Origin of the sequence: Halosimplex pelagicum, from assembly GCF_013415905.1 — an archaeon.
Taxonomy (GTDB): domain Archaea; phylum Halobacteriota; class Halobacteria; order Halobacteriales; family Haloarculaceae; genus Halosimplex; species Halosimplex pelagicum.
Map to the genome: position 1 here is coordinate 4860438 of NZ_CP058909.1, position 25136 is coordinate 4885573.

At 69.4% G+C, this 25136-nt stretch carries 26 protein-coding genes; 12 read left to right on the forward strand and 14 right to left on the reverse strand.

The window, feature by feature from the left end; genetic code table 11:
• Nucleotides 1-40: 40 nt before the first annotated feature.
• Nucleotides 41-664, forward strand: a complete 624-nt coding sequence (locus HZS54_RS24350; RefSeq protein WP_179919660.1) for an alpha/beta hydrolase — start codon at nucleotides 41-43, stop codon at nucleotides 662-664.
• 69 nt (nucleotides 665-733) lie between these two features.
• Complete coding sequence (gene cca, locus HZS54_RS24355) at nucleotides 734-2113, forward strand: CCA tRNA nucleotidyltransferase (protein WP_179919661.1); 1380 nt, start codon at nucleotides 734-736, stop codon at nucleotides 2111-2113.
• 112 nt (nucleotides 2114-2225) lie between these two features.
• Here cca and HZS54_RS24360 read toward each other — a convergent pair whose 3' ends face one another.
• From HZS54_RS24360 to HZS54_RS24375, 4 genes are all read right to left on the reverse strand, one after another.
• Nucleotides 2226-2405 (reverse strand): MarR family transcriptional regulator, encoded by a 180-nt coding sequence (locus HZS54_RS24360; RefSeq protein WP_006883039.1) that lies wholly within the window; start codon nucleotides 2403-2405, stop codon nucleotides 2226-2228.
• Nucleotides 2406-2761: 356 nt separating this feature from the next.
• Nucleotides 2762-3778, reverse strand: coding sequence for a histone deacetylase family protein (locus tag HZS54_RS24365; protein ID WP_179919662.1), 1017 nt, complete (start codon nucleotides 3776-3778; stop codon nucleotides 2762-2764).
• Nucleotides 3779-3782: 4 nt separating this feature from the next.
• The gene (locus HZS54_RS26545) at nucleotides 3783-4220 is read right to left on the reverse strand and encodes a histone family protein (RefSeq protein WP_179919663.1); all 438 of its coding nucleotides are present in this window, start codon (nucleotides 4218-4220) and stop codon (nucleotides 3783-3785) included.
• A gap of 138 nt (nucleotides 4221-4358) precedes the next feature.
• Nucleotides 4359-5855 (reverse strand): single-stranded DNA binding protein, encoded by a 1497-nt coding sequence (locus tag HZS54_RS24375; protein ID WP_179919664.1) that lies wholly within the window; start codon nucleotides 5853-5855, stop codon nucleotides 4359-4361.
• Between the two features lie 255 nt (nucleotides 5856-6110).
• On the opposite strand from HZS54_RS24375, the gene HZS54_RS24380 reads away from it, so the two are divergent.
• On the forward strand, nucleotides 6111-6683 hold the full coding sequence (locus tag HZS54_RS24380) for a rhomboid family intramembrane serine protease (protein ID WP_246391728.1): 573 nt from the start codon (nucleotides 6111-6113) through the stop codon (nucleotides 6681-6683).
• 25 nt (nucleotides 6684-6708) lie between these two features.
• Here the strand turns inward: HZS54_RS24380 and HZS54_RS24385 are convergent, their stop codons facing one another.
• The 6 genes from HZS54_RS24385 to HZS54_RS24410 form a co-directional block, all read right to left on the reverse strand.
• Nucleotides 6709-6951, reverse strand: a complete 243-nt coding sequence (locus HZS54_RS24385; RefSeq protein WP_179919666.1) for a hypothetical protein — start codon at nucleotides 6949-6951, stop codon at nucleotides 6709-6711.
• Nucleotides 6952-7072: 121 nt separating this feature from the next.
• The gene (locus HZS54_RS24390; protein WP_179919667.1) at nucleotides 7073-7276 is read right to left on the reverse strand and encodes a DUF8005 family protein; all 204 of its coding nucleotides are present in this window, start codon (nucleotides 7274-7276) and stop codon (nucleotides 7073-7075) included.
• Nucleotides 7276-8478 (reverse strand): ABC transporter ATP-binding protein, encoded by a 1203-nt coding sequence (locus HZS54_RS24395; RefSeq protein ID WP_179919668.1) that lies wholly within the window; start codon nucleotides 8476-8478, stop codon nucleotides 7276-7278. Before HZS54_RS24395 ends, HZS54_RS24390 begins: the two co-directional genes overlap by 1 nt.
• 3 nt (nucleotides 8479-8481) lie before the next feature.
• Complete coding sequence (locus tag HZS54_RS24400) at nucleotides 8482-9432, reverse strand: carbohydrate ABC transporter permease (RefSeq protein WP_179919669.1); 951 nt, start codon at nucleotides 9430-9432, stop codon at nucleotides 8482-8484.
• Nucleotides 9432-10409, reverse strand: a complete 978-nt coding sequence (locus HZS54_RS24405) for a carbohydrate ABC transporter permease (protein WP_179919670.1) — start codon at nucleotides 10407-10409, stop codon at nucleotides 9432-9434. Before HZS54_RS24405 ends, HZS54_RS24400 begins: the two co-directional genes overlap by 1 nt.
• Before the next feature lies 1 nt (nucleotide 10410).
• On the reverse strand, nucleotides 10411-11988 hold the full coding sequence (locus tag HZS54_RS24410) for an extracellular solute-binding protein (RefSeq protein WP_179919671.1): 1578 nt from the start codon (nucleotides 11986-11988) through the stop codon (nucleotides 10411-10413).
• A gap of 136 nt (nucleotides 11989-12124) precedes the next feature.
• On the opposite strand from HZS54_RS24410, the gene HZS54_RS24415 reads away from it, so the two are divergent.
• The 3 genes from HZS54_RS24415 (at nucleotide 12125) to HZS54_RS24425 (ending at nucleotide 14076) form a co-directional block, all read left to right on the forward strand.
• A complete protein-coding gene (locus HZS54_RS24415) occupies nucleotides 12125-12850 on the forward strand; it encodes a glycerophosphodiester phosphodiesterase (RefSeq protein WP_179919672.1) in 726 nt (241 codons plus the stop codon).
• 92 nt (nucleotides 12851-12942) lie between these two features.
• Nucleotides 12943-13587 carry a DUF8054 domain-containing protein gene (locus HZS54_RS24420; protein WP_179919673.1) on the forward strand — a complete coding sequence of 215 codons (645 nt, stop codon included), beginning with the start codon at nucleotides 12943-12945 and terminating at the stop codon, nucleotides 13585-13587.
• Between the two features lie 21 nt (nucleotides 13588-13608).
• The gene (locus tag HZS54_RS24425) at nucleotides 13609-14076 is read left to right on the forward strand and encodes a universal stress protein (protein ID WP_179919674.1); all 468 of its coding nucleotides are present in this window, start codon (nucleotides 13609-13611) and stop codon (nucleotides 14074-14076) included.
• 63 nt (nucleotides 14077-14139) lie between these two features.
• On the opposite strand, the gene HZS54_RS24430 is transcribed toward HZS54_RS24425, so the two are convergent.
• The 4 genes from HZS54_RS24430 to HZS54_RS24445 all read right to left on the reverse strand — a co-directional run bounded on the left by HZS54_RS24430 (nucleotide 14140) and on the right by HZS54_RS24445 (nucleotide 18553).
• Entirely contained in the window at nucleotides 14140-15225 is a 1086-nt protein-coding gene (locus tag HZS54_RS24430; protein WP_179919675.1) for a metal ABC transporter permease, read from the reverse strand.
• A complete protein-coding gene (locus tag HZS54_RS24435) occupies nucleotides 15222-16097 on the reverse strand; it encodes a metal ABC transporter ATP-binding protein (protein WP_246391977.1) in 876 nt (291 codons plus the stop codon). Before HZS54_RS24435 ends, HZS54_RS24430 begins: the two co-directional genes overlap by 4 nt.
• A gap of 35 nt (nucleotides 16098-16132) precedes the next feature.
• Complete coding sequence (locus tag HZS54_RS24440) at nucleotides 16133-17182, reverse strand: metal ABC transporter substrate-binding protein (protein WP_179923120.1); 1050 nt, start codon at nucleotides 17180-17182, stop codon at nucleotides 16133-16135.
• Between the two features lie 243 nt (nucleotides 17183-17425).
• Nucleotides 17426-18553, reverse strand: coding sequence for an ORC1-type DNA replication protein (locus HZS54_RS24445; protein WP_006883126.1), 1128 nt, complete (start codon nucleotides 18551-18553; stop codon nucleotides 17426-17428).
• A 225-nt stretch (nucleotides 18554-18778) separates the two neighbouring features.
• Between HZS54_RS24445 and HZS54_RS24450 the strand changes: the two genes are divergently transcribed.
• The 6 genes from HZS54_RS24450 (at nucleotide 18779) to HZS54_RS24475 (ending at nucleotide 25056) form a co-directional block, all read left to right on the forward strand.
• Complete coding sequence (locus HZS54_RS24450) at nucleotides 18779-19261, forward strand: 8-oxo-dGTP diphosphatase (RefSeq protein WP_179919677.1); 483 nt, start codon at nucleotides 18779-18781, stop codon at nucleotides 19259-19261.
• Between the two features lie 698 nt (nucleotides 19262-19959).
• The gene (locus HZS54_RS24455) at nucleotides 19960-20358 is read left to right on the forward strand and encodes an Hsp20/alpha crystallin family protein (protein ID WP_179919678.1); all 399 of its coding nucleotides are present in this window, start codon (nucleotides 19960-19962) and stop codon (nucleotides 20356-20358) included.
• 98 nt (nucleotides 20359-20456) lie between these two features.
• Entirely contained in the window at nucleotides 20457-20834 is a 378-nt protein-coding gene (locus HZS54_RS24460; protein ID WP_179919679.1) for an ArsR/SmtB family transcription factor, read from the forward strand.
• Nucleotides 20835-20927: 93 nt separating this feature from the next.
• Complete coding sequence (locus HZS54_RS24465) at nucleotides 20928-22040, forward strand: pyridoxal-phosphate-dependent aminotransferase family protein (RefSeq protein ID WP_179919680.1); 1113 nt, start codon at nucleotides 20928-20930, stop codon at nucleotides 22038-22040.
• Nucleotides 22041-22196: 156 nt separating this feature from the next.
• Complete coding sequence (locus tag HZS54_RS24470; RefSeq protein WP_179919681.1) at nucleotides 22197-22586, forward strand: hypothetical protein; 390 nt, start codon at nucleotides 22197-22199, stop codon at nucleotides 22584-22586.
• Nucleotides 22587-22767: 181 nt separating this feature from the next.
• A complete protein-coding gene (locus tag HZS54_RS24475) occupies nucleotides 22768-25056 on the forward strand; it encodes a nitric-oxide reductase large subunit (protein WP_179919682.1) in 2289 nt (762 codons plus the stop codon).
• Nucleotides 25057-25136 lie beyond the last annotated feature (80 nt).

Consider the following 25136-nt stretch of genomic DNA (forward strand, 5'->3'; position numbering starts at 1 on the left):
CGCATCCATCTTTTAGTGCGGCTCCGGCGAACAGTCGCTCATGGCCACCGAGTCCGTGACGCTCGATGTCGACGGCGACTCGTATCCCGGTCGGGTGAACGAGCCCGACGAGCCGACGGGCGCCGGCGTGCTCGTCCTCCCCGGGCTGAACCACGGACCGTTCGGCGACGTGTTCGACCAGTTCGCGGCTGCCGCCGCGGACGAGAGCCACCGGGTCGCGCGCTTCGAGACGTGGAGCGGGCCGGACGACCTCGACGGGAAGAGCGAGGCGGAGATGGAGCGTGAACTGGGGGCCGGCGTCGCGTTCCTCCGTGACCGGGACTGCGACCCGGTCGCAGTCGTCGCCAAGAGCTTCGGCGGACGGCTCGCGCTCACGCACCTCCCGACGGAACGAGTGGACCGCCTGGTCCTCTGGGCGCCCGCGGTCTTCGCCGGCGAGCACGAGGACCGCCCGTCGATCACCGCCGACGAACTCGCCGCCGTCGACGTTCCGACGCGCGTCCTCCAGGGCGACGACGACGAGGGGTTGCCGGTCGAGAACGCCCGCACGCTCGCCGACCACCTGCCGGCGGGCGAGGCCGTCGCGCTCCCGGGAGAGGACCACTCGTTCCAGCGCGAGCGCGAACGGACCGTCGCCGAGACGCTCGACCTCCTGTCGGAGTGAGCGCGAGCGCGCGGCCAGCGGTCGCGACACATCGGACGGGTTTTCACCGGTCCCGAACAACCCCGACGCATGAGCGACGAGTTCGACGCCGTCGTCGAGCGGGTCCGCGAGCGCGTGACCCCCGACGACGAGGAGCGCGAGCGCCTCGACCGCGTCGTCGACGACCTCCGCGAGCGCGCACGCGACGCCGTCGCGGACCTGCCGGTCGACGCCGACGTGATCCAGGTCGGGTCGACGGCCCGTGACACCTGGCTGGCGGGCGACCGCGATGTCGACCTGTTCGTCTCGTTCCCGACGGAGATCGACCGCGCCGACCTCGAATCCTACGGCCTCAAGGTGGGCCACTCGGTCCTGCCCGACGGCCACGAGGAGTTCGCCGAACACCCCTACGTCAAGGGGACCTACGAGGGGTTCGACGTGGATCTCGTGCCCTGCTACGCGGTCGCCGACGCCACCGCGATCCGGTCGGCGGTCGACCGCACGCCGTTCCACACCGAGTACCTCGCCGAGCGCATCGACGCCGACCTGGCGAGTGAGGTGCGGGTCGCCAAGCGGTTCCTCACCGGGATCGGCGTCTACGGCAGCGACCTCCGGACCCGGGGGTTCTCCGGGTACCTGACCGAGCTGCTCGTCCACGAGTACGGCGGCTTCCGACAGTTCGTCGAGGCCGCCGCCGAGTGGCACCCACCGGTGAAACTGGACCCCGAGGGTCACGGACGGGAGACGTTCGACGATCCGCTGGTCGTGATCGACCCGACCGACCCCGAGCGCAACGTCGCTGCCGTCTGTAGCCCCGAGGCGGTCGCACGGCTCCAGCACTACGCCCGGGACCTGCTCGCCGACCCCCGACCGGCGCTGTTCGTCCCCGACGACCCCGAGGCCGTCGACGCCGACGCGGTTGTCGCGGCGTTCGAGCGCCGCGGGACCGCGCCGGTCGCCGTCCGCTTCGACGCGCCCGACATCGTCGACGACCAGCTCTACCCGCAGCTCGACCGCTCGCTGGAGGGGCTCGTCGGCGAACTCGACCGCCGCGGGTTCGACGTGCTGCGGTCGGCCGCGTGGGCCGACGAGACGGTCGTCCTGTTCGCCGAACTCGAAGTCGCCGAACGGCCGGCCGTCGAACGCCACGAGGGGCCGCCAGTTCACGTCCGCGACCACGCCGAGGGGTTCTACGACGCGTACGCCGACGAGGCCGCCGCTCCCGACGACGGAACTGCGGGCACCTACGGTCCGTTCCTCGACGGCGACCGCTACGTCGTCGAGCGGCCCCGCGAGTTCCGGACGGCGGTCGGACTGCTGGAGAGCGACGCCGTCTTCGACGTGGCGCTGGGCGCGCGGGTCGAGACGGCCATGGACGAGGGGTACGCGGTACTGGCCGGCGACGAGGTGGGCGCGCTCGCCGACGAGTTCGGCGTCGAACTGGCGCGGTACCTCGACCCGCGACCCTGATCGGTGGGGACCACGGTCGCGGCCGCTCGCGGTCGCAGCGTTCCCGAACGCGGCCGCTCACGCCGTCGACGACGGATAAAAACAGTCGACACGTCGGTCCCGTCGGACGGGGTCACTCGGTGTCGATAGCGTAGAGCCGCTGGCGGGCGTCCGCCGGGTAGATCCGTTCTTCGACGATGTCGGCGTCGGTCAGGTCCGACAGCGCGCTGCGCACGCTGCGCTGGGAGAGGCGCGTCTCCTCGGCGAGCGTCTTCTGAGTCAGTGGGCCTTCGTACTCGAGGACCGTGTACACGAACTTCGCGCTCGGTGTCAGATCGTCGAGTTGCGATTCCCAGTCACGATACGATTGTTCCGTACAACAGCACACGGGGAAAGGTCACCAACAGCACGGTTCCGCACGCATCCATGTATAGGTTTCCGCGGCGCGTTGATGTGTATCCCGATACCCATCAGATCACGGACTGATACTCGGGAACCGGTCGCTCTCGGGAGCCTGACAGATCGGACGCTACGCTGGGTTCCGATGTCGGTCAGCCGGAGAACGCCCGATCAACCGGAGAACGCCCCGTCAACCGGAGAACGCCCCGTCAACCGGAGAACGCCCCGTCAACCGGAGAACGCCCCGTCAACGCGGCGGGCGACGGATGGTCACTCGTCGGCGAGGTCGAACCCCTGGTCGCGCACGTCGTCGATGACCTCGCGGGCGGCGTCCTGCACGTCTTCGTCGGGTTCGGCGGGGGTGTAGCCGTCGAACACCTCGTGGACGGTGCGGATGCTCTCGGTCAGCGTGTCGAGGCCGTAGCCGCCCTCGAGGACGAACCCGAGGCCGGCGTCGATGCGGTCGGCGAACGCGTCGACCCGGTTCGCGAGCAGGCCGTATCCCTCCGTGGAGACGCGCATCCGCGAGATGGGGTCGTGTTCGTGGGCGTCGAAGCCCGCCGAGACGAGGACCAGGTCGGGGTCGAACGCCTCGAAGGCGGGGAGGATCAGGTCGTCGACGGCAGCGAGGTAGCCGCTGGTCGTCGTCCCCGGGGGAAACGGGACGTTCATCGTCGTTCCTCGGGCGTCGCCGGTCCCGATTTCGGTCGCGTCGCCGGTCCCGGGGTAGATGCCGTCCTCGTGGATGGAGACGAAGAACACGTCCTCGCGGTCGTCGAAGATGTCCTGAGTGCCGTTGCCGTGGTGAACGTCCCAGTCGAGGATGGCGACGCGGTCGGCGTCGCGGTCGTCGATGGCGTGCTGGGCCGCGACGGCGACGTTGTTGAAGAAACAGAAGCCCATGGCGTCGTCGTAGACGGCGTGGTGGCCCGGCGGGCGGCCGAGCGCGAAGGGGGTGTTCCGCCCGTTCGCCCCGTCGAGCGCCTCGTCGGCGGCCCAGTTGGCCATGCCGGCGGCCGCGAGCGCGGCGTCCCAGGTGGCCTCGACGGCGACGGTGTCGGCGTCCCAGTCGCCGCCGCCGTCGGCGCAGAACGCCTCGACCGAGTCGACGTAGTCGGCGTCGTGGGCGGCGGCGACCTGCTCGACGGTCGCGTCCTCGGGGGAGACGTACCTGACGCCGTGACACTCCGAGAGGCCCTGGCGGATGGCGCGCAGGCGGTCGGGGCTCTCGGGGTGGCGCTTGCCGGTGTCGTGGTCGAGACAGGCCTCCCGGTAGCCGAAGTTCATGCGGTCACTCGTAGTACTGGCTCAGTCGAAAGTAGGCCTCGACGTCCTCGGCTTTGACCGTTCGCCGGTCGGCGTGGCGCGCCAGGTCCGCGGCGGCCGCGGCCACCCGGTCGGCGTACGTCTCCAGTTCGGCCGCCAGCGCGAGGCGAGCGTCCATGGAGACGCGGTAGTCGTCGATGTCGAGGCGAGCGATGCGGTCGACCGGCGCGATCGGCAGTTCGAGGTCGTCCTTGTCCTCGGTCGCTTCGGTCCCGAAGTCCGACGCCATCAGCGTCTTCCGCCCGTCCGCGGTCGCCACGTCCGCCGCGTCGACCGCCCGCTCGGCCCCGCGCTCCTGGATGCGACAGGCGAGTTCCTCGGCGGCCTCGGCGCTGACGCGCAAACTCCCGGCGTTGCGCCGGATGATGGTGTCGACCGGCGCGAACGGTAGCTCGACGCTCATAGAACACAAGCGGGCCGTTCCGGCCTTAAGCGTTTCCGAAACCCGCTCTCGGCCATCGACGGCCGATCTGCCGTCGCGACCCGCTGTCGACACGGTATCACGTCGACCGCGACCGGCCGACAGCGGCCGTCTACGCGGTCAGAACACGTCGTCGGCGTCGAGGCGGTCGTCGACCACCGCGCCGCGGGCGGTCACTTCCTGCCCGAGCGTCAGCGCCGCGTCGGTCTCGACCTGCATCGTCTCCTGGCCGTCGTCGAGGATCACCGGGTCGCCCGTCTGGACGACCGTCCCCGTGAACTCCACCTCCTCCGCCGCGGCCGCCGCCGCCCCGCCGTCGGCGCTCCCGCCGGACGCCGCTCCGGCGGACCCGCCGGCGTCGCTCGCGTCCGCGGTACCGCCGTCTGCGTCGCCCTCGCCGGTGAACGCGCCGAGCCCGGCGTCCGCGCCGCTCGAATCGCCGCTCCCGCTATCGCCGCCGCTCGCGCCGCCGGCGCCACCGGGCGACGGCGCGGCCGAACCCGCCCCGGTGTCCTCGTCGAGGACGACCACGGTCGACTGCCAGCCCGCCGACGCCTCCAGGTCGTCCTGCCAGCCGTCCTGGATCTCGGCGTCGGCCACGAACACCTCGTCGCCCGGCGCGATCTCCTTGTCCGCCTTCTCGCCCCACAGCGCCACGCGGATGTCGCCCGTGTCGTCCTGCACGCGGATGTTCCGGACCTGTCCCTCGCTGCCGTCGTCGCGGTCGAAGGTCCGCTTGGGGTCGGCCGACCGGACGACCCCCGCCAGGTCGACCACCTGGTCCATCTCGACGCTCCCGATGGCGTCGGCCTCCGGCGTGAACTCGACCGTCTCGTCGATCTCGTCGATGGCGCCGTGGTCGCCGACGTGTAGTTCGAGGTCGCCCTCCCGCTCGCGGACGTAGCCGTCGACCACCTCGACGGCGGTCCCCGGGTCGAGCTCCGTCGCGCGGTCGGCGCGGTCGTCCCACATCGTCACGCGTACGCGGCCGGTCTCGTCGCCCAGCAGGAGGTTCGACACCTTCCCCTCGCTCCCGTCGTCGCGGTCGAACGTCCGGATCGAGTCGGTCTCTAGGACGATCCCGCGGACGTTCACGTCGGACTGGCCCATCGTCAGCGCGTCGACGGTCGACCCGTCGCCAAGCTCCACGTCGATCTCGGCGTCGTCGTCGGGTTCGGCCTTGTCGACGGAGACTTCGAGGCCGTTGTACCCGTCCTTCGGTCGGCCGGCGATCCGGAGGACCTGCCCCTCTTCGAGCATGCCCTCGGTGATGGCTTCGGCCTCCTTGTCCCAGAATGCGAGGCGGACGTTGCCGGTCTCGTCGGCCGCCTCGACGTTGACGACGCGGCCGTCCTCGTCCTCGCCGTCCCGTTCGAACGTGCGCAACTCGCCGATCGAGACCACCTTCGCGAGGAACTTCACCTCCTCCATGCCCGGTTCGATGTCCGCGACGGTGTCGACCTCCCCTTCGTTGAGCTCGTGGGCGATCAGCATCGCCGCCGTCTCCTCGTCCGCCAGCCCGCCCATCTGCTCGACCTTCTGTTCGACGGCCTCGCGGAACTCCTCCTCGGAGACGTCCGTATCGAGATCCGCGTAGACCTCCTCGATCGCTCCCATTAGTATAGCCGTTGGCATGGTTGCGCTCCGCTTAAGCGTTGTCGTTGCCTCGTTTCCCCGCCCGCGTCGCTCGGTCTCGTCGCGGCCACGTACGCCGATCTCGTCGCCGCTGGCGCCGGTTCGTCGGTCGCCGCCGTCGCGTTCATGGGCCGGGCTGGTCGGGCCCTCCGATATAAAACTGCGGACGCGCGGCCGCTCGTCGTCCGCGTCCCCGACGGCCGATCATTCTTGTAGTCGGTGGCCGAACGCACGGTCGTGTCCCGGAGCCCGACCCTGACACTGGTCGCCGCCTTCGTCGTCGTCTTCGCCCTCCAGCGCGTCGTGGCGCTGCTGCAGGTCCCGCTCACCTTCGCGCTCGCGCCGCCGGTCGGCGCCCGGCCGTGGACGCTGGTGACCAGCGTCTACGCCCACCTCTCGGTCGGCCACCTGCTGGCCAACGTCGCCGTCCTCCTGCTCGTCGGGCTGTATCTCGAACGCCAGACCTCCCGGCTGCGCTTCCACGCCTTCTTCCTCGTCACGGGCGCCCTGTCGGGGCTCGCCGAGGTGTGGATCAGCGGCCTGCTCGGCCCCGGTCCCGGCGTCGCCGTGCTGGGCGCCAGCGGCGGCATCGCCGGGCTGGTCGGCTACGTCCTCGCGGGCAACCGCATGAGCGACACGCTGCTGGACCGCACACCGCTGTCCCCGCGGGCGCAACTCGGCGTGTTCGTCGTCGTCGCCGGCGCCGTCACCGTCGTCACCGCCGGCCCCGGCGTCGCCCTGATCGCGCACTTCACCGGGCTGTTGATCGGGCTGGCAGCCGGGCGGCTACACCTGTTGCGGCCGTCGTGACAGGACGTGGTGTCTCCCTCGTGAGTCAGGCCACGTCGGTGACGACGCGGTGGACGACGCCGACCACGCCGCCGACGAACAGCGCGAGCCCGGCCAGGTAGAACGGGAGCGAGACCAGCGTCTCGACGAACTCGCGTGCGACGGGTATCGGGACGGGGAGCAGAATCGTCTGGTCCATCAGCCACCACCCAAGGACGGCGGCCCCGTACAGCGGCAGCAGGTCGCGACCGAACGCGTACGTGAACGATTCGACGGCGTTGGATGACACGGTCGACGTGACACCGACTCGATGTAAAGGTCTTCTGGAGCGATCGGAACGCTCTCGTCTGCTGGCAAATCTGCCGGCGGGGACGGTAGTCAGTGCCGCACTCACCGGCGGACTCGACGATTCAGTACAGCTGTTTCTCTTTCTCCTCGCGCTCGCTCTCGCGTTCCTGCTCGGCCTGCTGCTCCCGTCGGCGGGCGATCCACCCGCGGAACCCCGGAATGTAGGTCCGGCGCATATCGCGGGCGAACGCCCAGATGCCGTAGACCCAGAAGAAGAAGAGCAGGGTCCCCATGCCGAAGTACAGCCAGGTGGCGGTCGAGACCATCAGGTCTCCTCCCGGGCGCCGGGGTGGCCCCCGCCCATCGCCTCCGAGCGGAGGATGTCGTGGCAGACGGCGTTGCCGGTCCCCGTGTCGAAGACGTGGATCTTCCGGCGGTCGAGGACGACTTCGATGTCCTCGTCGTCGGTCAGGTCGCTGTCGGGCTCGACGCTCATCAGCAGTTCGTCGGCGCCCTGAGCGCTGGCGGCGCCGCTGGTGCCGGTGTCGGCGCCGGCGGCGTCCTCGCCGCGCAGGACGAGGTAGACGAATATCTGGTCGCCCATCGGTTCGAGCACGTCCGTCCGGGCGCGGATGCGCCGGGTGGGGTTGGCGAGTTCGTCGGCCTCGCCGGCGGGGTAGACGTCCTCGGGGCGGACGCCGATGGTCACGTCGTCGCCCTCGACGAGTTCGGGGACCTGCGCGGGGTCGAACGCCACGTCGAAGCCCTCTGTCCGTATCTCCTCGGCCTCGACGGTCCCCTCGACGAAGTTCATGCCGGGCGAGCCGATGAAGCCGGCGACGAAGAGGTTCGCCGGCTCGTCGTAACACACCAGCGGCGGGGCGATCTGCTGGAGGTGGCCCTCGTTCATGACGGCGATGCGGTCGGACATGGTCATCGCCTCGGCCTGGTCGTGCGTGACGTAGATGATGGTCGTGTCCAGTTCCTTGTGGAGTCGCTGGAGCTCCGTGCGCATGTGGACCCGGAGCTTCGCGTCGAGGTTGGCGAGCGGCTCGTCCATCAGGAAGACGGCGGGCTCGCGGACGATGGCGCGGCCGATGGCGACGCGCTGGCGCTGGCCGCCCGAGAGCTCGTCGGGCATCCGGTCGACCAGCTCCTCGATCTGGAGGATCTCGGCGGCGCGCTCGACGCGGCGGTCGATCTCCTCGCTGTCGAAGTCCCGCAGCCGGAGCCCGAAGCTCATGTTGTCGTGGACGTCCATGTGCGGGAACAGCGCGATATTTTGAAAGACCATCGCGATGTCCCGGTCTTTCGGCGGTTTGGTCGTCACGTCGTCGCCGGCGATGGTGATCGTCCCCTCGCTGGGGATGGTGAGGCCGGCGATGGTCTCCAGCGTGGTCGACTTGCCACACCCCGACGGGCCGACGAGCGTGACGAACTCGCCGTCCTCGATGTCGAGGTTCATGTCGTCGACAGCCGTGACGTCCGCGTAGCGTTTCGTGACGTGTTCGAGTTTGACTTCTCCCATTGTTCACTCCTTGAGTGCGCCCGCAGTCAGCCCGCTGACGATGCGCTCCTGGGCGATCACGACGAGGATCACCACGGGGAGGACGCCGACGATACTCGCGGCCGCCATCAGGTTGTAGAAGGCCTGATACTGGCCCTGGTAGTTGACGACGCCCCAGACGATGGGCGCCCAGTTCTGGGCCTGCCCGTCGGTCATCAGGAAGGAGATGAAGAACTCGTTGTAGACGCCGATGAAGGTGAGGACGCCAGCGGTCGCGACGCCGGGTGCAGACAGCGGGATGATGACTCGGAACAGCGCGCCGATGCGGGTCGCGCCCTCGACGCGGGCGGCGTCCTCCAGCCCGTCGGGGATCTGGCTGTAGAAGGTGGTGAGGATGAAGATCGACAGGGGGAGAAAGAGCGCGCTGAACGGGGTCACCATCGCCCCGGGCGTGTTGAACCAGTTCGGGCTCGATATCGTCCCGACGGCGGGGAGCGTGAGGATCTCGACGTTGCCCGTGAAGAACTGGAACAGGGGGATGATGAAGGCCGCGGGCGGGAAGTAGGAGATGGCGAGCAGGACGAGCAACAGCGCGGTCTTGCCGCGGAACTGCAGGCGACCGAAGGCGTAGCCGGCGAAGCTCGCCACCAGCAGGACGATGAGCGTCGTCGTCAGCGCGATGACGATGCTGTTGAACATGTAGACGTGGAACGGCAGCCGCTGGAACATCTCGACGAACGAGGCGGGGTTGAACCCGTTGGGCAGCAGGCCGACGTTGGTCATCCGGTCACCGGGGGTCAGCGCCAGCACGAGCAGCCAGTAGAACGGAAAGAGGGTGGTCACGAGGAAGAAGGCGGTGACGACGTAGAAGAGGAACTGGTAGGCGCCGCCGGGGTTGCGGATGGCCTCCTGGGTCCGGTCGGCGATGGGACCGTCGTCGTCGCTCTCTCCTTCCTCGGCGGTCTGGGAGGCCATCAGGTCCCCACCTCCAGGTCGGCGAACTTGACGATGTACACCATCGCGACCAGCGCGACGATACCGGCGGTGATGAACGCGACGGCGGCGGAGGTGGCGTACCGGCCCGAGCGGAAGGTCGAGACGACCAGGCAGGTCAGCGACGGCAGCGTCGAACAGCCGCCGGTCGTCTCGATGATGCCGTAGACGCGCATCGACTGGATGGTGCGAAAGAGGAGCGCGACCAGCAGGGCGGGCAGGACGAGCGGGAAGGTGATGTAGCGGAACTGCTGGATCTTCGAGGCGCCGGCGACCTTCGCCACGTCGTAGAGGCTGCGGTCGACGCTCTGGAGGCCCGCGAGGATGAGCAGCGCCATGAACGCCGAGGTCTTCCACACGTCGGCGACGATGACGATGATCAGCGTGTCGGTGGTGTTGATCAGCGGGTTCTCCGAGAAGATCCCGAGATAGCGCATCACGTCGGTCCCGACGCCGATACCCGGCTGGAAGAACAGCCAGAAGATGAGCCCCTGGATGGCGATGGGGACCGCCCACGGGATGAGGATCGCGACGCGGACCCACCGGCGGCCGCGGAAGCTCTGGTCGAGCACGAGCGCCTGGCCGAAGCCGATGATCGTCTCCAGGGTGACGGCGATGGCCACGTAGATGAGCGTCACCGTCAGCGCGCTCTGGAACGGCTGGCTGAAGTCGAGGAAGGGGCTGCCGAGGATGGCGTTGCGCTCGCCGGTCAGCAGCTCGACGTAGTTCTCGAAGCCGACGAACTCGCCGACGTACTCCGCCGAAAAGAGGGCGTCGGCGCGCAGCGACATCTCGAAGGTGCTCACCAGCGGCCACAGCGCCATCGTCGAGACGAGCAACAGCGTCGGGAGCAACAGGACGTACGCGAACCCCTGTTCGGAGAGGCGTTCGGTCCAGTTGGCCGGGGCGACCGCCGCCGACCGCAGGCGGCCGCGGCCGCGTTCGTCGCTGGTCGCCATCTTAGACGCTCTGTTCGATCTCTTCGAGGCTCCCTGCGAGCGCTGACATCGCGTCTTCGGGCGCCTGCTGCTGTGCGATCACGGCGTTGACGCGACTGGCGATCTGCGACGACTGGTCGGGCCAGACGACGGTCACCGGTCGCGGGATGGCGTTCTCGCCGGCCACCCGGAGCGTCTCCAGATGCGGTCCCCACGGGTCCACGTCGCCGACGTTCTCGGGGTCGAACAGCCGCCGGTCGCCGGTGAGGTAGCCGAGTTCGCTGAACTGGAAGGTGCGGAAGCTCTGCTGCATCGTCGCCTCGATCACCTGCACGGCGGCGTCGACGTTCTGGGAGTTGGGGTTGACGGTGAGGTGCCACCCGCCCAGCGCCGAGGCGGTGCCGCCGATGCCCTCGTATTCGGACTCCGCCTCGGGCACCGCGTAGGGGATCGGCATCGTCCCCAGGTCGTCGGGCGAGAGGTTGTCGGACTCCTCGAAGGCGGTCGCCGCCTCGAAGATGCCGCTGGGCCAGTACCGCAGGGCGACGGCGTTGCCGTTCGTGAACGGCGACAGCGACGGCCCCTCCGTCCACTCCAGGACGGCGTTGGGCGAGATCTGCTGGTAGCCGTCCAGCGCCTGCTCGTCGTCGCTCCCGTGGATGAGCGTCCGGACCATCCGCAGCGCCTGGTGGACGGGCTCCTCGTTGACGGTGACCGGTCGCTCGCCGACGGGACCGAACAGGGTGTCCCGGCCGCCGAAGTAGGCGCCGCCCCAGGTGCTCATGAACTCGTTGAACGTACAGCAGGAGAGCCCGACGTAGTCCGTGCCCTGCCAGTTGAAGCCGTACTCCACGTCGGCGTTGCCGTGGGTCTCCGAGATGACCTCCGAGAAGCGCTGCCAGGTCATCGGCTCGGTCCCCCAGTTGTTCCCCTCGGGGTCGAAGCCGGCGTCGGTCACGAGATCCGACCGGTACTGGATCGTCGGGAAGCCGACCTGCCAGGGGACGCCGTACAGTTCGCCCCGGGGGCCACCGCCCATCCCGGTCCCAGTGTCGGTGTCGCCCCCGCTGCCGCCGACGGCCTGGGCGGGCGCGCGGGCGCTCTCCAGCGGTGCCTCGAAGTAGTGCTCGTCGAGCATCGACTGAGCCTCCTGAGAGAGCCGCTCGCTCAGGTTGACGAGCTGGTCGCGGACGATGAACGGGATCGTCCACCCGCTGTCCATCCGAAACACGTCCGGCGTCTCCCGGCCGGCGTTGAGCCAGCTGCGGTACTGAGCCTGCACGTCGCCGGAGATCTCCGAGGTCGAGAGGAAAGACACGTCGATGTCCTCGGAGAGGCCGGCGTCGTACAGCGCCTGGCGGGTGTCCTCGGCCCGGTCGGTGACGTTCGACGGCATCGCCATCTCGACGGTCCCGCCGCCACCGCCGTCACCGCCGTCGCCGCCGGTCCCGTCCGTTCCGTTACCCGCTCCCGGCCCCGCGCCGTCCTGGCAGCCGGCGAGCCCGACCGCGCCGGCCACGCCGACGGCCTTGACGAACCGCCGCCGCGAACTCGACGCTCCGGGCCCGCTCTCCGCTCCCGACGATGAGTCCTGGGACATGTCTCTCACGATCGATGCTGCCAGACTAAGGTATAGTCCGGCATCCGTTGACACGCTCGGAATAACCGCGGGTTACCGCCGTCCCCGCTGTCGAAACGGTCGCCGCCGACTTGATGACGGGCGACCGACATACCGCATGGAACTCGTCGCCCACCGCGGCTGTCCCGACCACGGTCCGGAGAACACCGCTCGGGCGGTCGCTGCGGCCGCGGCGCGACTGCCGGCCGTCGAGGTCGACCTCCGACGCTGCGGCTCGGGCGAACTCGTCGCCGCCCACGACGAGCGCGTCGACGGCTTCACCGACGGGACCGGTCGCGTCGCCGACCTGGACCTGGCGGCCGTGCGGGACCTGCGCGTCGACGGGTCCGACGAGCCCGTCGCCACGTTCGCCGAGATCCTCGACGCCGTCCCCGCCGGGGTGACGCTGCAGGTCGAACTCAAAGAGCCCGGGCTCTGGCGGGACGTGCGGGCGGCGCTGGCGGCCGACGACCGTTCGAACGTCCGGCTCTCGTCGTTCTCGGCGCCGGCGCTGGCGGAGATCGCCCGGTCGGAGTGGGAGCCCGAGACCGGCCTCCTGTTCGGTGACCACCCGGTGGCGAACCTGGATCTCGCGGCCGCCCTGGACTGCGCGAACGTCCACCCGCACGCGCGGCTGTGTCTCGACCCCGGCGGCCGCGCCCTCGTCGAGCGAGCCCACGACGCCGGGTTCGGCGTGTACGCGTGGGGGCTGGACGCGGCGGCCGGCGACCGGGCGGATCCTGCGGCTGACGACCCGGAGAACCGGGCGGCGACGGTCCGGGCGCTGGCCGACCGCGGCGTCGACGGGGTGACGACCGATACCTGGGACCTCCCGCAGCCGTAGCTGGTCCGTAACGCTTCCCTACGCCCCGTAACCGCCGCTTATCGGTCGAAACCGACGATACGCTCAAGCGGGCGACCGCCGAACCGCGAGCCATGCGACGACCTCGGGGAGCCGACCGGTCGAACGGTGTACGAGCCGCGCCCGCGGACTCGGTGTCGGGGACGGACGGGACGGGGAGCGACCGCCCGACGCCGGCCACGCTCGCCGAGGCGACGACGGCCGACGGCGAGGCGGTGCTCGCCGACCTGGTCGAGGCGGGCGTCGTCGACGCGACCGGTGACGACGCCCGCCTCGCGGCCGACTTCGACGAACGCCGGCAGACGGAGACCGAGCGTCTCCGGGCGCTCTCGCCCGACGATCTCGCGGCCGCGACGCTCGCGATGGCGCCCGCCGCGACGAGCGCCGAGGCGGTCACCGAGAGCGAGCGCACGTTCGTCGTGCTCTCGGACGGGTCGAACGAGCCCGCGGGCGAGGTGTGGATCCGTCGACCGGTCGCGGTGGCGGAGGCCGCCGCCGCGCTCGCGCTGGCGGAGACCACCGCCCTCGACGCGGACCGTCGCGCCGTCGCCGCTCACGGCCTCTCCGTCTACCTCGACGACTGCCCGGTCTGCGGGACCGACCTCGAAGCCCGCAAGGCCGGCGGCTGCTGCGGCCCGCCGCGCACCGACGCCGAGGGGCATCCGCTGCGGGCGCTCGTCTGTACGGACTGTCGGACGCAGTTCGTCGCCTTCGAGTAGGCGCGGCGCCACTCGTCGGACATGACCCGCTATCTCCTCGCGACCGCGTCGGTCCACACGACCGCCGCGGCCGCCGACTACCTGACCGACCGACTCGGCGCCGACGACGAGGTCGTCGCCCTGACCGTCGACGAACCCGACCTCGACACGCGGGACGCCGGCGACGCCGCCAACGTCGCCCGGTCGCGGCTGCTCCCCGCGACCGTCGAAGTGGTCGAACGGGAGGGCGAGCGCGCGGCGGCTGCGCCGCCGGGGAACGACGAGGGCGGCAGCGCCGACCGCGTAGCCGAGGAGATCCGTGCCGTGCTGGCCGAACGCGAGATCGACGCGCTCCTCCTCGGGCCGCGCCGGGGCGACCCGGGGGCGAGCGGCGAGGGCGGCGACTCGACCACCGGCGTCGCGCCCGGCTCGACGGTTCGCGCGCTGCTCGGTCGCGTGGACGTGCCGGTGGTGGTCGTGCCCGTGCCCGAACTGTCGGATTCGGCCTGACGCGGCGGCCCCCCTCGTATCGCGGCCGAGCGTCGCGGGAGCCGCCACCAGCGGCCGCGCCGGTCAGTCGTCCTCGGTCGCGGCCCCGATGTCGGCGCCGTCGGCCTCGATGGCCTCCATGTCGGGCGCGACCCGCTCGCCGCGGGCGGACTGGAGCTTGCCGATCGCGACGGCGCAGACGTAGATCGCCACGGCGAAGAGGACGATGACCCCGCCGGCCGTGACGCCGCCGTAGTAGGCGGCGGCGATGCCCAGCAACACCGCCAGTTCCGCGAGGACGACCGAGACCACGAGCGACTCGGAGAAGCTCCGGGACACCTGGGTCGCACCGGCGACGGGCACCACGAGCATCGCCGCGACGAGGATGACGCCCATGATCTGCATCGCGCCGACGACGACCATCGCCGTCAGCATCACCATCACCCGGTTGTACCAGTTGACGGGGATGCCCGAGACCTCGGCCGCGGTCTCGTCGAAGGTGACGTACAGCAGCTGGTTGCGCGTGACGGCCACCGTGCCGACGATGACGGCGAACAGCACCAGCAGGATCGCCGCGCTCTGGGGCGACACCGTCGAGAGGTTGCCGAAGAGGAACTGGTTGACGCCGACGGCGAGCCCGCCCGCGTTGAGGCTGATGAGCGTCGTCCCCAGCGCGAACCCCGTCGAGAGGACAATGGCCATCGACACGTCGTTGTAGGCGTCGGTCGTCTCCGAGATGAGTTCGATACAGAGCGCGGCGATCATCGCCACGACGACCGCGGTGAGGTAGGGCGACACCCCCAGGTCGATGACGGCGTTGAGGAACAGCCCGACGGCGACGCCGGCGAACCCGGTGTGGGCCAGCGCGTCGCCGATGAGCGCGAGCTGGCGGTGGACGAGGAAGGTCCCGATGAGCGGCGCCATCACGCCGACGCAGAGCCCGACGAGGACCGCCCGGTGCATGAACCGGTAGCGGGGGTTCAGCATCTCCAGCCCGGTGAAGTAGTACACCCAGTCCATCAGCCAGTACCACTGCTCCAGGACCCACAGGAGGACCCCGAAGACGAGCTCGCCGACGCTCCCCAGTCCGCCCTGCAGCGGGAGGACCACCGACGGGTCCGCGGCGGCGAGGACGGTCGCCAGTAGCGTGGCCGCGACGTCCGCGCTCATCCGTCCACCCCCGCCAGCGACCGCGCCCCGGCCCCGAACGCCCGGGCCAGCGCGTCGCTGTCGACGAACTCGTCAGTCGGGCCGTCGAAGTACACCTCGCGGTTCAGGCAGACGACGCGGTCGGCGTGTTCGACGACCGCCCCGAGGTCGTGTTCGATGAGGAGGACGGTGATGCCCTCGGCGTTCAGCGCCGCCAGCAGGTCGTAGAAGGCGTCGACCGACTCGGCGTCGACGCCGACGGTCGGCTCGTCGAGCACGAGCAGGTCGGCCTCGCCCGCCAGCGCCCGCGCGATGAACGCCCGCTGGCGCTGGCCGCCCGAGAGCTCGGTGATACGGCGGTCCGCGAACCCGCTCATCCCGACGGTCGCGAGCGCGTCGTCGACGACGGCCCAGTCCTCGCTCGACAGCCGACCGGAGACGGCATTCGCGACGTCTCGGGCCGTGTCCAGCGGCTCCGCTCGCAGCCCGTCGAGTAGTTCCCGGTTGTCCTCCGGGAGCCGGTCGAACCCGACGTGGGGGAACCGGCCCATCTTCACCACCTCGCGGACGGTGATGGGCATCCCCGTCGCGGCGCTGGCCTGCTGGGCGACGTACCCGATCCGCTCGCCGTCGTCGAAGCGGTCGGCGCGGTCGCCGAACAGCCGCGCCGCGCCCACGTCGGGTTCGAGCAGCCCGAGCATCAGCTGCATCAGCGTCGACTTGCCCGAGCCGTTCGGCCCCACGACCGCGACGTACTCGCCCGCCTCGACGGTCAGCGACACGTCCTCGACCACGGGCGTCGCCGTGTACCCGAAGGTGACGTTCGCGAGGTCGACGACCGGCTCGCTCGCCGGAATCCCCGCGTCCGTCGCGGTGGTCGGTCGTTCGTCCATCCCCTCCGCGCTCCCGGAGTCGACGTTCTGTGAGTTCATATCGGTTCGAAGTTCCGCCACTGTTCGAGCCACTCGGCCGACGGCGCCGCGTCCTCGGGCGTCTCGTTGCCGAGGACGATGTCGAGCGTGGGCATGTTGATGTTGTACGCGATCTCCTCGTAGCCCCAGTCCTCCGCGACCCACTCCTCGCGGACGCCGGCGTACGGCGTCACGGGGAAGTACGCCTCCACATCCGTCTCGCGGACGAGCTGCTGGGCCGGGCGCTGGGACTCGAAGACGCCGTTGGCGATGTAGCGGATGTCGTTCTCGCGGATGACCCGCTCGGCCTCGCGGATGTCGGCCGGCTTGACGTCGCCGCTCGCCGCGAGGCTCGTCACCAGCGGCCGCATCCGCACGCCGTAGCGCACCCCGAGGTACTGGAAGGCGTTGTGTGCGGCCAGCTGGACGACGTCGCGCTCGGACCGGTCGAAGATGGCCTCGTAGTCCGCGTCGATGGCGTCGAGCACCTCGGAGTTGTACGTCTCCGCGTTCTCCCGGAAGGCGTCGGCGTGCTCCGGGAGGATTTCGGCGAACCCCTCGGCGATGTTGTCGACGGACCGCTTGGCGCGCCGCGGGTCGAGCCAGAAGTGCGGGTCCTTCCCGCGGCCGCTGCCGACGCCCTCCTCGTCGGGGTCGAGCGACGCCGCGAGGTCCACCAGCTCGATCCCCTCCCGGACGTTGATCAGCGCCGTGTCCACGCCGTCGCCCTCGATGGTTTGGATGGCGCGGTCGGCCCACGGCTGGAAGTCCTCGCCGACGTGGACGAACGCGTCCGCCTCGATGATGCGCCGGGTGATGCTGGCGTTGGGCTCCCACCCGTGGCCGTGCAGCCCCGTCGGAACGAGGTTCTCCACCGTCAGCGGAGTCCCCTCGGCGATCCGGCGGCCGAAGTCGAAGAAACTGAAAAAGGAGGCCACTGCGACCGGGCCGTTCCCCTCGTCGCCGTCGTTCCCGGCCTCGACCGGCGCGCTCGGCAGCGCCGTGCAGCCGGCGAACCCCGCCGCCAGTGCCGCGCCGCCGGCGCGGAGCGCGTCCCGCCGCGTCACCGTCCGTCCGTCGTCTGTATCGAATGACATAGTTTGACACCAAATCCGAAGATTAGATTCGTCTAATTCGTAGTTTGCCGACGGCGCGCTTATATATTTCGGTCGGGGAAACAACTGCTGACGGGGACGCTGCGACCGGACGGACGCCGGCTCGTCCCCGCGGATCGCCGGACCTGCGCCTCGACCAGTGTCGCCGGTCGGAGAACACCGCTGGGGTCGACCGGTCCGGAGACCGCCGGCCCGTTACAGCCGTTCGAGCACCGCGTCGGCGTCGTAGTTCAGTGTCAGCTCCCGCGAGCGGCCCCGCCCCTCCACGTCGGCGTAGCTGGCGGTGATGATCCCCAGCTGGTCTAACTTGTTGGTCACCTCGGAGTAGCGGGTGTAGCCCAGCCCGGTCTCGTCGTTGAACACGTCGTAGATGTCGCCGGCGCGCTTGCCGTCGTGTTCGGCGATCACCTCCAGCAGGGCGCTCTCGGCCTCGGAGAGCTCCTGCAGGCGTCGCGAGAGGTGGACGTACTTCGACTTGTCGTAGGCCTTCTCCACGTCCTGCATCTCGATGGCCTTGCTCGCGCGCATCTCGGCGTTGAGCCCCGCGCGGCGCATCAGGTCGATCCCGACCCGCAGGTCCCCGCCCTGTTCCTCGGTACACTCGGCGACCCGGTCGAGGACCGGCGCGTCCATCACGCCCTCGTGGAACCCGCGGTCGACCCGCTCTTCGAGGATGTCGACGATCTCCGTCTGGTCGTACTTCGGGAAGTACACGTCCTCCGGGCGGAAGACGCTCTGGACGCGCGTGTCCAAGGCGTCGATCACGTCCAGGTCTAGGTCCGAGGAGATGCAGACGACGCCGATCTTCGCGCCGCCCTGCTCCTCGTGAGCGCGCAAGAGCGAATAGAGGGTGTCGGAGGCCTCGTCCTCGTAGAAGAGGTAGTTCACGTCGTCAAGCGCAACGGCCAGGACGCGGTCGTCGGCGACCAGCTGGTCGGTGATCTGCGAGAACAACTTCTTGAACGAGATGCCCGACGATGGGGGTTCGTAGTCGAACACCCCTTCGAACAGCCGCGAGAACACCGAGTACCGCGTCGAGTTGACCTGGCAGTTCACCCGCACGGTCTTCACGTCGGTCTGGGCCCGGAGCTCGCCGAACAGTTTCTGGACGGCGGTGGTCTTCCCCGTCCCCGGCGGACCCCGGGCGACGACGTTCAGCGGCCGGGACCCCCGGACCGCGGGACGCAGGGCGTACTTCAGCGTCTCCATCTGCGTGTCGCGGTGGAGAAACGTCTCCGGCAGGTAGTCGATCTCGAAGACGTGTTCGTCGCGGAACACCGACTCGTCCCACGACAGCATCCCCTCCTCGGGGTCCTCCGTCATTACTTTCACCACGCTCCCCGCGCCACTTAACCGTTTGCCAGTCGGGGCGAAAGTGGAACGCAACCGCGGGCAGACGGTATGTTTCCGCGAGCGACGGGCCGAAAACTGGTCGGCGTCCCGCGGAATCGCCCCGGGCTCGACGGAAGTGAAACGGGCATCGGACGGTTCGACGACCGGCGGCGCGCGGCGGTGGATTGAAGCCGAGCCGGCGGGACTCCCTCCAGTATGGAGCCGACCGAGGCGACGCTCTGCCATCCCGTCGTCGACGGCGAGTTGCTGCTCATCCGGAAACGGCGCGGGCTCGGCGCCGGCAAGCTCGTCGGCCCCGGCGGGAAGGTCGAGGCCGGCGAGACCGTCCGCGAGGCCGCCCGGCGGGAGGTCCGGGAGGAGGTGCGCGTCGAGCCGGTCGGCGTCGAGAAGCGCGGCGAGTTCGACTTCCACTTTCGCGACGGGACCGTCGACGACGACTCGATGCACGTCCACGTCTTCGCCGCCGGGGGGATCGAGGGCGAGCCCGAGACGACCGAGGAGGCCGTCCCGGAGTGGCACTCCACCGACGCGGTGCCCTACGACGAGATGTGGATCGACGACCGCGTGTGGCTCCCGCACCTCGTCGCCGGCGAGACCTTCCGGGGAACGTTCGTGCTGAGCGACGACGGCGAGTCGCTGGTGCGCTACGAGATGGATATCGGCGTCACTGTGGAGTGAGTCGGCAGTCAGTGTAGCCATCTTTTTTACCGGGGGCGTCGGCGCGAGCCGGCGGGCTCGCACCTCGACCCCCGGCAAAAAACATGGGTGAAAAACACCGTCAGAGCAAGCTCTGACGAGGTGTCGTTCGCTACTCTCACGACACAGGCCGGACGACGCGCTCGCTTCGCTCGCTTGCGTCCGGTGAACCGGCGCTTCGCGCCGGATGCTACCTGCAGAGTGTAGTGGTTGCAGTGCGGTCGGCGCGCGCTGTCGCGCGCTCTCGTGCGCGCGTCGGAGCCGCGCGAGGGATTCGCGACTCGTGTGTCGCGAATCGGCTGGGGAGGGTCGTGGCCGTCTGCGGTCGCTGGTGCGGTACGGTTGCGGTCCTGGTGGACTGAAAGGGCGAGGCGCGCTCGCGTTCATACAGTCGCCTGAGCGGGCCACTATCCGCGCGGGCGGTGCCGAGAGCGCGGATATCCCGCTCAGCGACCGCGAGCGCGGCGAGGGCTTTCGTCGCTTGCCGTCGAGCGCGGTCGTCGATACTGCTAGCGAGCGCGCCGAGGGATTTCATCGCCTGCGGTCCCCGTCAAGTGCGGTCGCTGTCGATCGACTTCCGTTCACGACCTATCCAACAGAAACAACCGATACACTCGCACATCGTCGGGCACGGATCCGCGAGCCGAAAGCTTTTGCCGCCGATCCACATAGCCTCTGGCATGCGACGCGACGACCGCGACGACCCCTTCGACGAGTTCTTCCGGGAGATAGAGCGGATGATGAACGACGTGATGGACGACGCCCGCGCCCGCGGCGGCGCTGGCGGGCCCGCCGCCTCGGAGCCGTCGGGCGCGGACGTACACCTCGACGTGTACGAGGAAGACGACTCCCTGCGGGTCGTCGCGGACATCCCCGGCGTCGACAAGCGCGACATCGACCTGCGCTGCGACGGCGAAGTGCTCACCCTCGACGCGGCCGGCGACGCCCGCGAGTACCACGAGCGGGTCCGCCTGCCCGCCCGCGTCGACGAACACTCCGCCGCGGCGTCGTACAACAACGGCATCCTCGAAGTCACGTTCGACCGCGCGGACGACTCCGCGAACATCGACCTGTCCTGAGCGTCGCTTCCGGTCGTCCCGCCGCCGGGTTCTCGGCGGTAGTCGCCCGTCTTCGAGTCGCCACAAAGTACAGGGCGGAGCCGTCCGGATCGCCGCCGATGACCACTCCGGTCGACGACCCGGCGGAGGCCTTCGAGGTGCTGGGCGACGAGACGCGCCTGGACATCCTGCGGGCGCTCGCCGAGGCCGAGGAACCGCTGGCGTTCACTCGCCTGCGCGAGCGGTGCGGCGTCGCCGACTCCGGTCGGTTCAGCTACCACCTGCGACGGCTCTGCGAGTACTTCGTTCGCGAGACCGACGAGGGGTACGAACTCGGCCACGCCGGGGATCGCGTGATCGCGGCGACGGGAGAGCCGACGGGTAGCCGGGCCGATCCGAGCGATACCGACGACTCCGGGGAGTGTCCGGTCTGCGGCGACGAGGACTGCGGGAAGCTGTTCCACGTCCACCTCTCGCCGCCGTGGCGGGGCGACTGACCAACTGTGTCGACCGCGTCGACCGTGTCGCCTCGGCATCAAAACTACCATACCCTCCCGCTCCGACCGTCTCGATAACAGACGGTGGTTTCCGTGTCCAAGAAACAGGAATACACAGGCGACTACGACGACAAGACGCTGTACATCCCCGGCCCGACCGAAGTCCGCGAGGACGTCATCGACGAGATGGCCCAGCCGATGTTCGGCCACCGGATGGACCGGATGACCGACCTCTACACGACCATCGTCGAGGACACCAAGGAGTTCCTCGGCACCGACAACGAGGTCGTCATCCTCACCGCGTCGGGCACCGAGTTCTGGGAGGCTTCCACCCTGAACCTCGTCGACGAGAACATCCTCGTGCCGACCTGCGGGAGTTTCAGCGAGCGCCACGCCAACGTCGCCGAGCGCCTCGGCAAGGACGTCGACCGCCTCGAATACGACTGGGGCGAGGCCATCAAGCCCGAGGACATCCGCGCAGAACTGGAGGACAGCGACAAGCACTACGACGTGGTCGCGACCGTGATGAACGAGTCCTCGACGGGCGTCCGCAACCCCATCGAGGAGATCGGCGACGTGGTCGCCGACTACCCGGACACCTACTTCGTCGTCGACGCGGTCTCCGCGCTGGGCGGCGACTACGTCGACATCGACGAGCACGACATCGACGTGATCTTCGCCTCCACCCAGAAGGCCTTCGCGATGCCCCCCGGACTCGCGGTCTGCGTCGTCAGCGACGACGCCTACGACCGGGAACTCGACAAGGACTCGGCGTCGTGGTACGGCGGCTTCCAGCGCACGCTCGACTACTACGACCGGAAGGGCCAGACCCACTCCACCCCGGCGATCCCGGTCATGCTCGCCTACCGCAAGCAGATGAAGCATATGCTCGAAGAGGGCCACGAGGGCCGCGACGAGCGCCACCGCGAGATGACCGAGTACGTCCACGACTGGGCCGAGGAGCACTTCGATCTCTTCGCCGAGGAGGGCTATCGCTCCCAGACCGTCTCCTGCATCGAGAACACCCAGGACATCGACGTGGCCGCGACCATCGAGCAGGTCTCCGAGGAGTACGACTTCGTCTTCTCGAACGGCTACGGCTCCCAGCTCGGCGAGCAGACCTTCCGCATCGGCCACATGGGCGAGCACGACGTGGAGAGTATCGAGGAGCTCACCGACGCCATCGAAGACGTCGCCGGATTGTAACTCAGCAACCCGAGCCCTGGGGCCGTCGACCGGTCGCGGACGGCGGTCGGCCCGGTCCGAGCGGACACGAATCGGACTCGTCGCCGCCACGCCGACGGTCGCTAGCTCCGGAAACGCAGGCAGTTACTTGTGGCCTCGGTAACATCATCCGAGGTGATGAACGCGGAATCGCGGGAGGTCGTCAGCGAGGAACTCTGGCGGAGCGTCGTCTGGATCGCCGTCGGGCTGTTCGGCTGGTCGCTGATCATCTCCTCGACCGACCGTATCGACGCCACCGCCCTCACCGCCCTCGGGTTACCGCTCGCCACCTGGGCCGTCCTGACGCTCTCGATGATCGGGATCCGGCTGGTCACGGGGATGGAACTCAAGGTCGAAACCGAGAGCGGGCGGTACCTCATGTGGTTCCTCGGGCTCGTCGTCGGCGCGTTCGTCGTCCTGTGGCTGATCCTCGTCCGGTCACAGCCGTGGACGCTGTTCGTCGTGTACGTCGTCGGGACCGTGGTCGGGACGCTCGTCTGGCGGGAGTACATCAAACGAGCGGTCTGACCGAGGTTACCCACCGGAACCGCCTGACTGGGTGGTCCCCGCTCCGAATTCGATCCGATATCCGCAGGACAGCACCCGATTTTCGAACGGAGGTCACGGCGCAGCCGAACGTGTTCGCGTCGCTTGCCGACAGGCGGGAGTCGGGGAGAGAGACGTAAGTGAGCGGGTCGGACGCCCGCACATGGAAGTCAAACGTTCGACGATCGCGAAGATACTGGCAGCGGTCTTCGTGTTCAATCTGGTGGTGATGGCCGGCGGCGCCTGGCTGGCCTACCAGGAGGCGCCGCCGATCCCCGAGGAGGTCGTCGGCCCCGACGGCGAGACGGTGATGACGGGCACCGACATCCGCGAGGGCAAGAAGGCCTTCCAGCGCGACGGGCTGATGAACCACGGGTCGATCCTGGGTAACGGCGCATACTACGGCGCCGACTACACCGCCGACACGCTCGACCTGAAAGTCGAACACATGCGAGACTTCTACGCCCGCGAGCGCTACGGCAGCGAGTACGGCGACCTCGACTCGGCCGAACAGGCCGCCGTCGGTGACGATGTCGAGCAGGACCTCGACGAGGGCTACGGCGGCGGCGCGATCCAGTACTCCGCGGCGGAGGTGTACGCCCACGAGCAGATCAGGGAAGAATACATCGGGCGCTACCACGAGGGCGACCACGCCCGCGGCGTCCCCGTCGACATGATCGACGACGAGACCGAGGCCCGGCAGTTCGCCGACTTCGCGCTCTGGACGGCGTGGTTCTCCCACACCGACCGGCCGGCGGGCGACCACTCCTACACGAACGACTGGCCCTACCAGCCCGCCGCCGGCAACGACGCCACCGCTGCGGCGATGACCTGGAGCGTCATCGCGATGGTGTTGCTCGTCGGCGCTGCCGGTGCCGGCATCTGGCTCTACAAGTCGGTCCGGCTCCCCGAGCCCTCGGCGGAGGGCATCTCCGTCCCCGAACCCGGCGATGTGAGCGTCTTCCCCAGCCAGCGGGCCGCGCTCCGCTTTATCCCGGTCGCCGCCGGGCTCTTCCTGGCGCAAGTGTTACTGGGGGGCCTGCTCGCGCACTTCTACATCGAACGCGCCGGCTTCTTCGGTATCGAGGAGATCTTCGGCGTCCACATCCTCCAGTTGCTCCCCTTCGCGCTGGCGAAGACCTGGCACATCGACCTGGGGATCCTCTGGATCGCCGCGACGTGGCTGGGGGCGGGCCTGTTCCTCCCGCCGCTCCTCACGGGCCACGAACCGAAGCGCCAGTCGACGTTCGTCAACGGGCTGCTCGGCGCGGTCGTCGTCGTCACCGTCGGCGGCATGGCGGGCATCTGGCTCGGCGCGCAGGGGTACCTCGACGGCGCGCTGTGGTGGCTGATCGGCAACGAAGGTCTCGAATACCTCGAAGTCGGGAAGGTCTGGCAGGTCGGTCTGCTCGCCGGCTTCCTCGCGTGGGCCGTCCTCTCGATCCGCGGCCTGAAGCCGCTGCTCGACCGCGAACCCGTCTACGGCCTGGCGCACATGATCCTCTACGCCGGCGGGTCCATCGCCCTCCTCTTTACCGCCGGGTTCCTGTTCACCCCCGAGACCAACATCGCCGTCACGGAGTTCTGGCGCTGGTGGGTCGTCCACATGTGGGTCGAGGGCGCCTTCGAGTTCTTCATCGTCGCCATCGTCGGGCTCACCCTGGTGTCGATGAATCTCCTCACTCGCCGCAGCGCCGAGAAGGCCGTCATGCTCCAAGCGCTGCTCGTGATGTCCACCGGCGTCATCGGCGTCTCGCACCACTACTGGTGGATCGGCATGCCCGACCTCTGGGTGCCCATCGGCAGCGTCTTCTCCACGCTGGAGCTGCTCCCCCTCGTCTTTATCCTCTACGAGGCCATCGGCCAGTACCGCGCGATGGCCGGCGGCGGCGAGAGCTTCCCGTACAAGCTCCCGTTCATGTTCATCATCGCGAGCGGGTTCTGGAACTTCGTCGGCGCCGGCGTGCTCGGCTTCTTCATCAACCTCCCGCTGATCAACTACTACGAGCACGGCACCTACCTGACGGTGGGCCACGCCCACGCGGCGATGTTCGGCGCGTTCGGCTTCCTCGCGCTGGGGATGGTCACCTACATGCTCCGGATCGCCATCCGGCCCGAGCGCTGGGACGGCTCGTGGCTGCGCGGCGCGTTCTGGCTGTGGAACGTCGGCCTCGCGCTGATGGTGTTCGTCTCCGTGCTGCCCGTGGGATTCCTCCAGCTGGAGGCCATCTTCACCGGCAGCTACGACGCCGGCCGGAGCCTGGCGTTCTACAACCGGCCCGTCGTCCAGAACCTCTTCTGGGCGCGCCTGCCCGGCGACACGATGATCATCGCCGGCACCGCGCTGTACGCCGCCGACCTGGTCCGCAAGCGGTTCGTCCTCCGGTCGACCGCCGACGACCCCGACGTGGAGGACATGGCCGTCGCCGAGGGGGTTCTGAGCGACGACTGAATCCGGGCCGGCCCCCACCGACACCGTCGCGCTCTCCGCGGGACCGATCCGCCGCCCGACAAGCTCGGAAGTGAGAACGA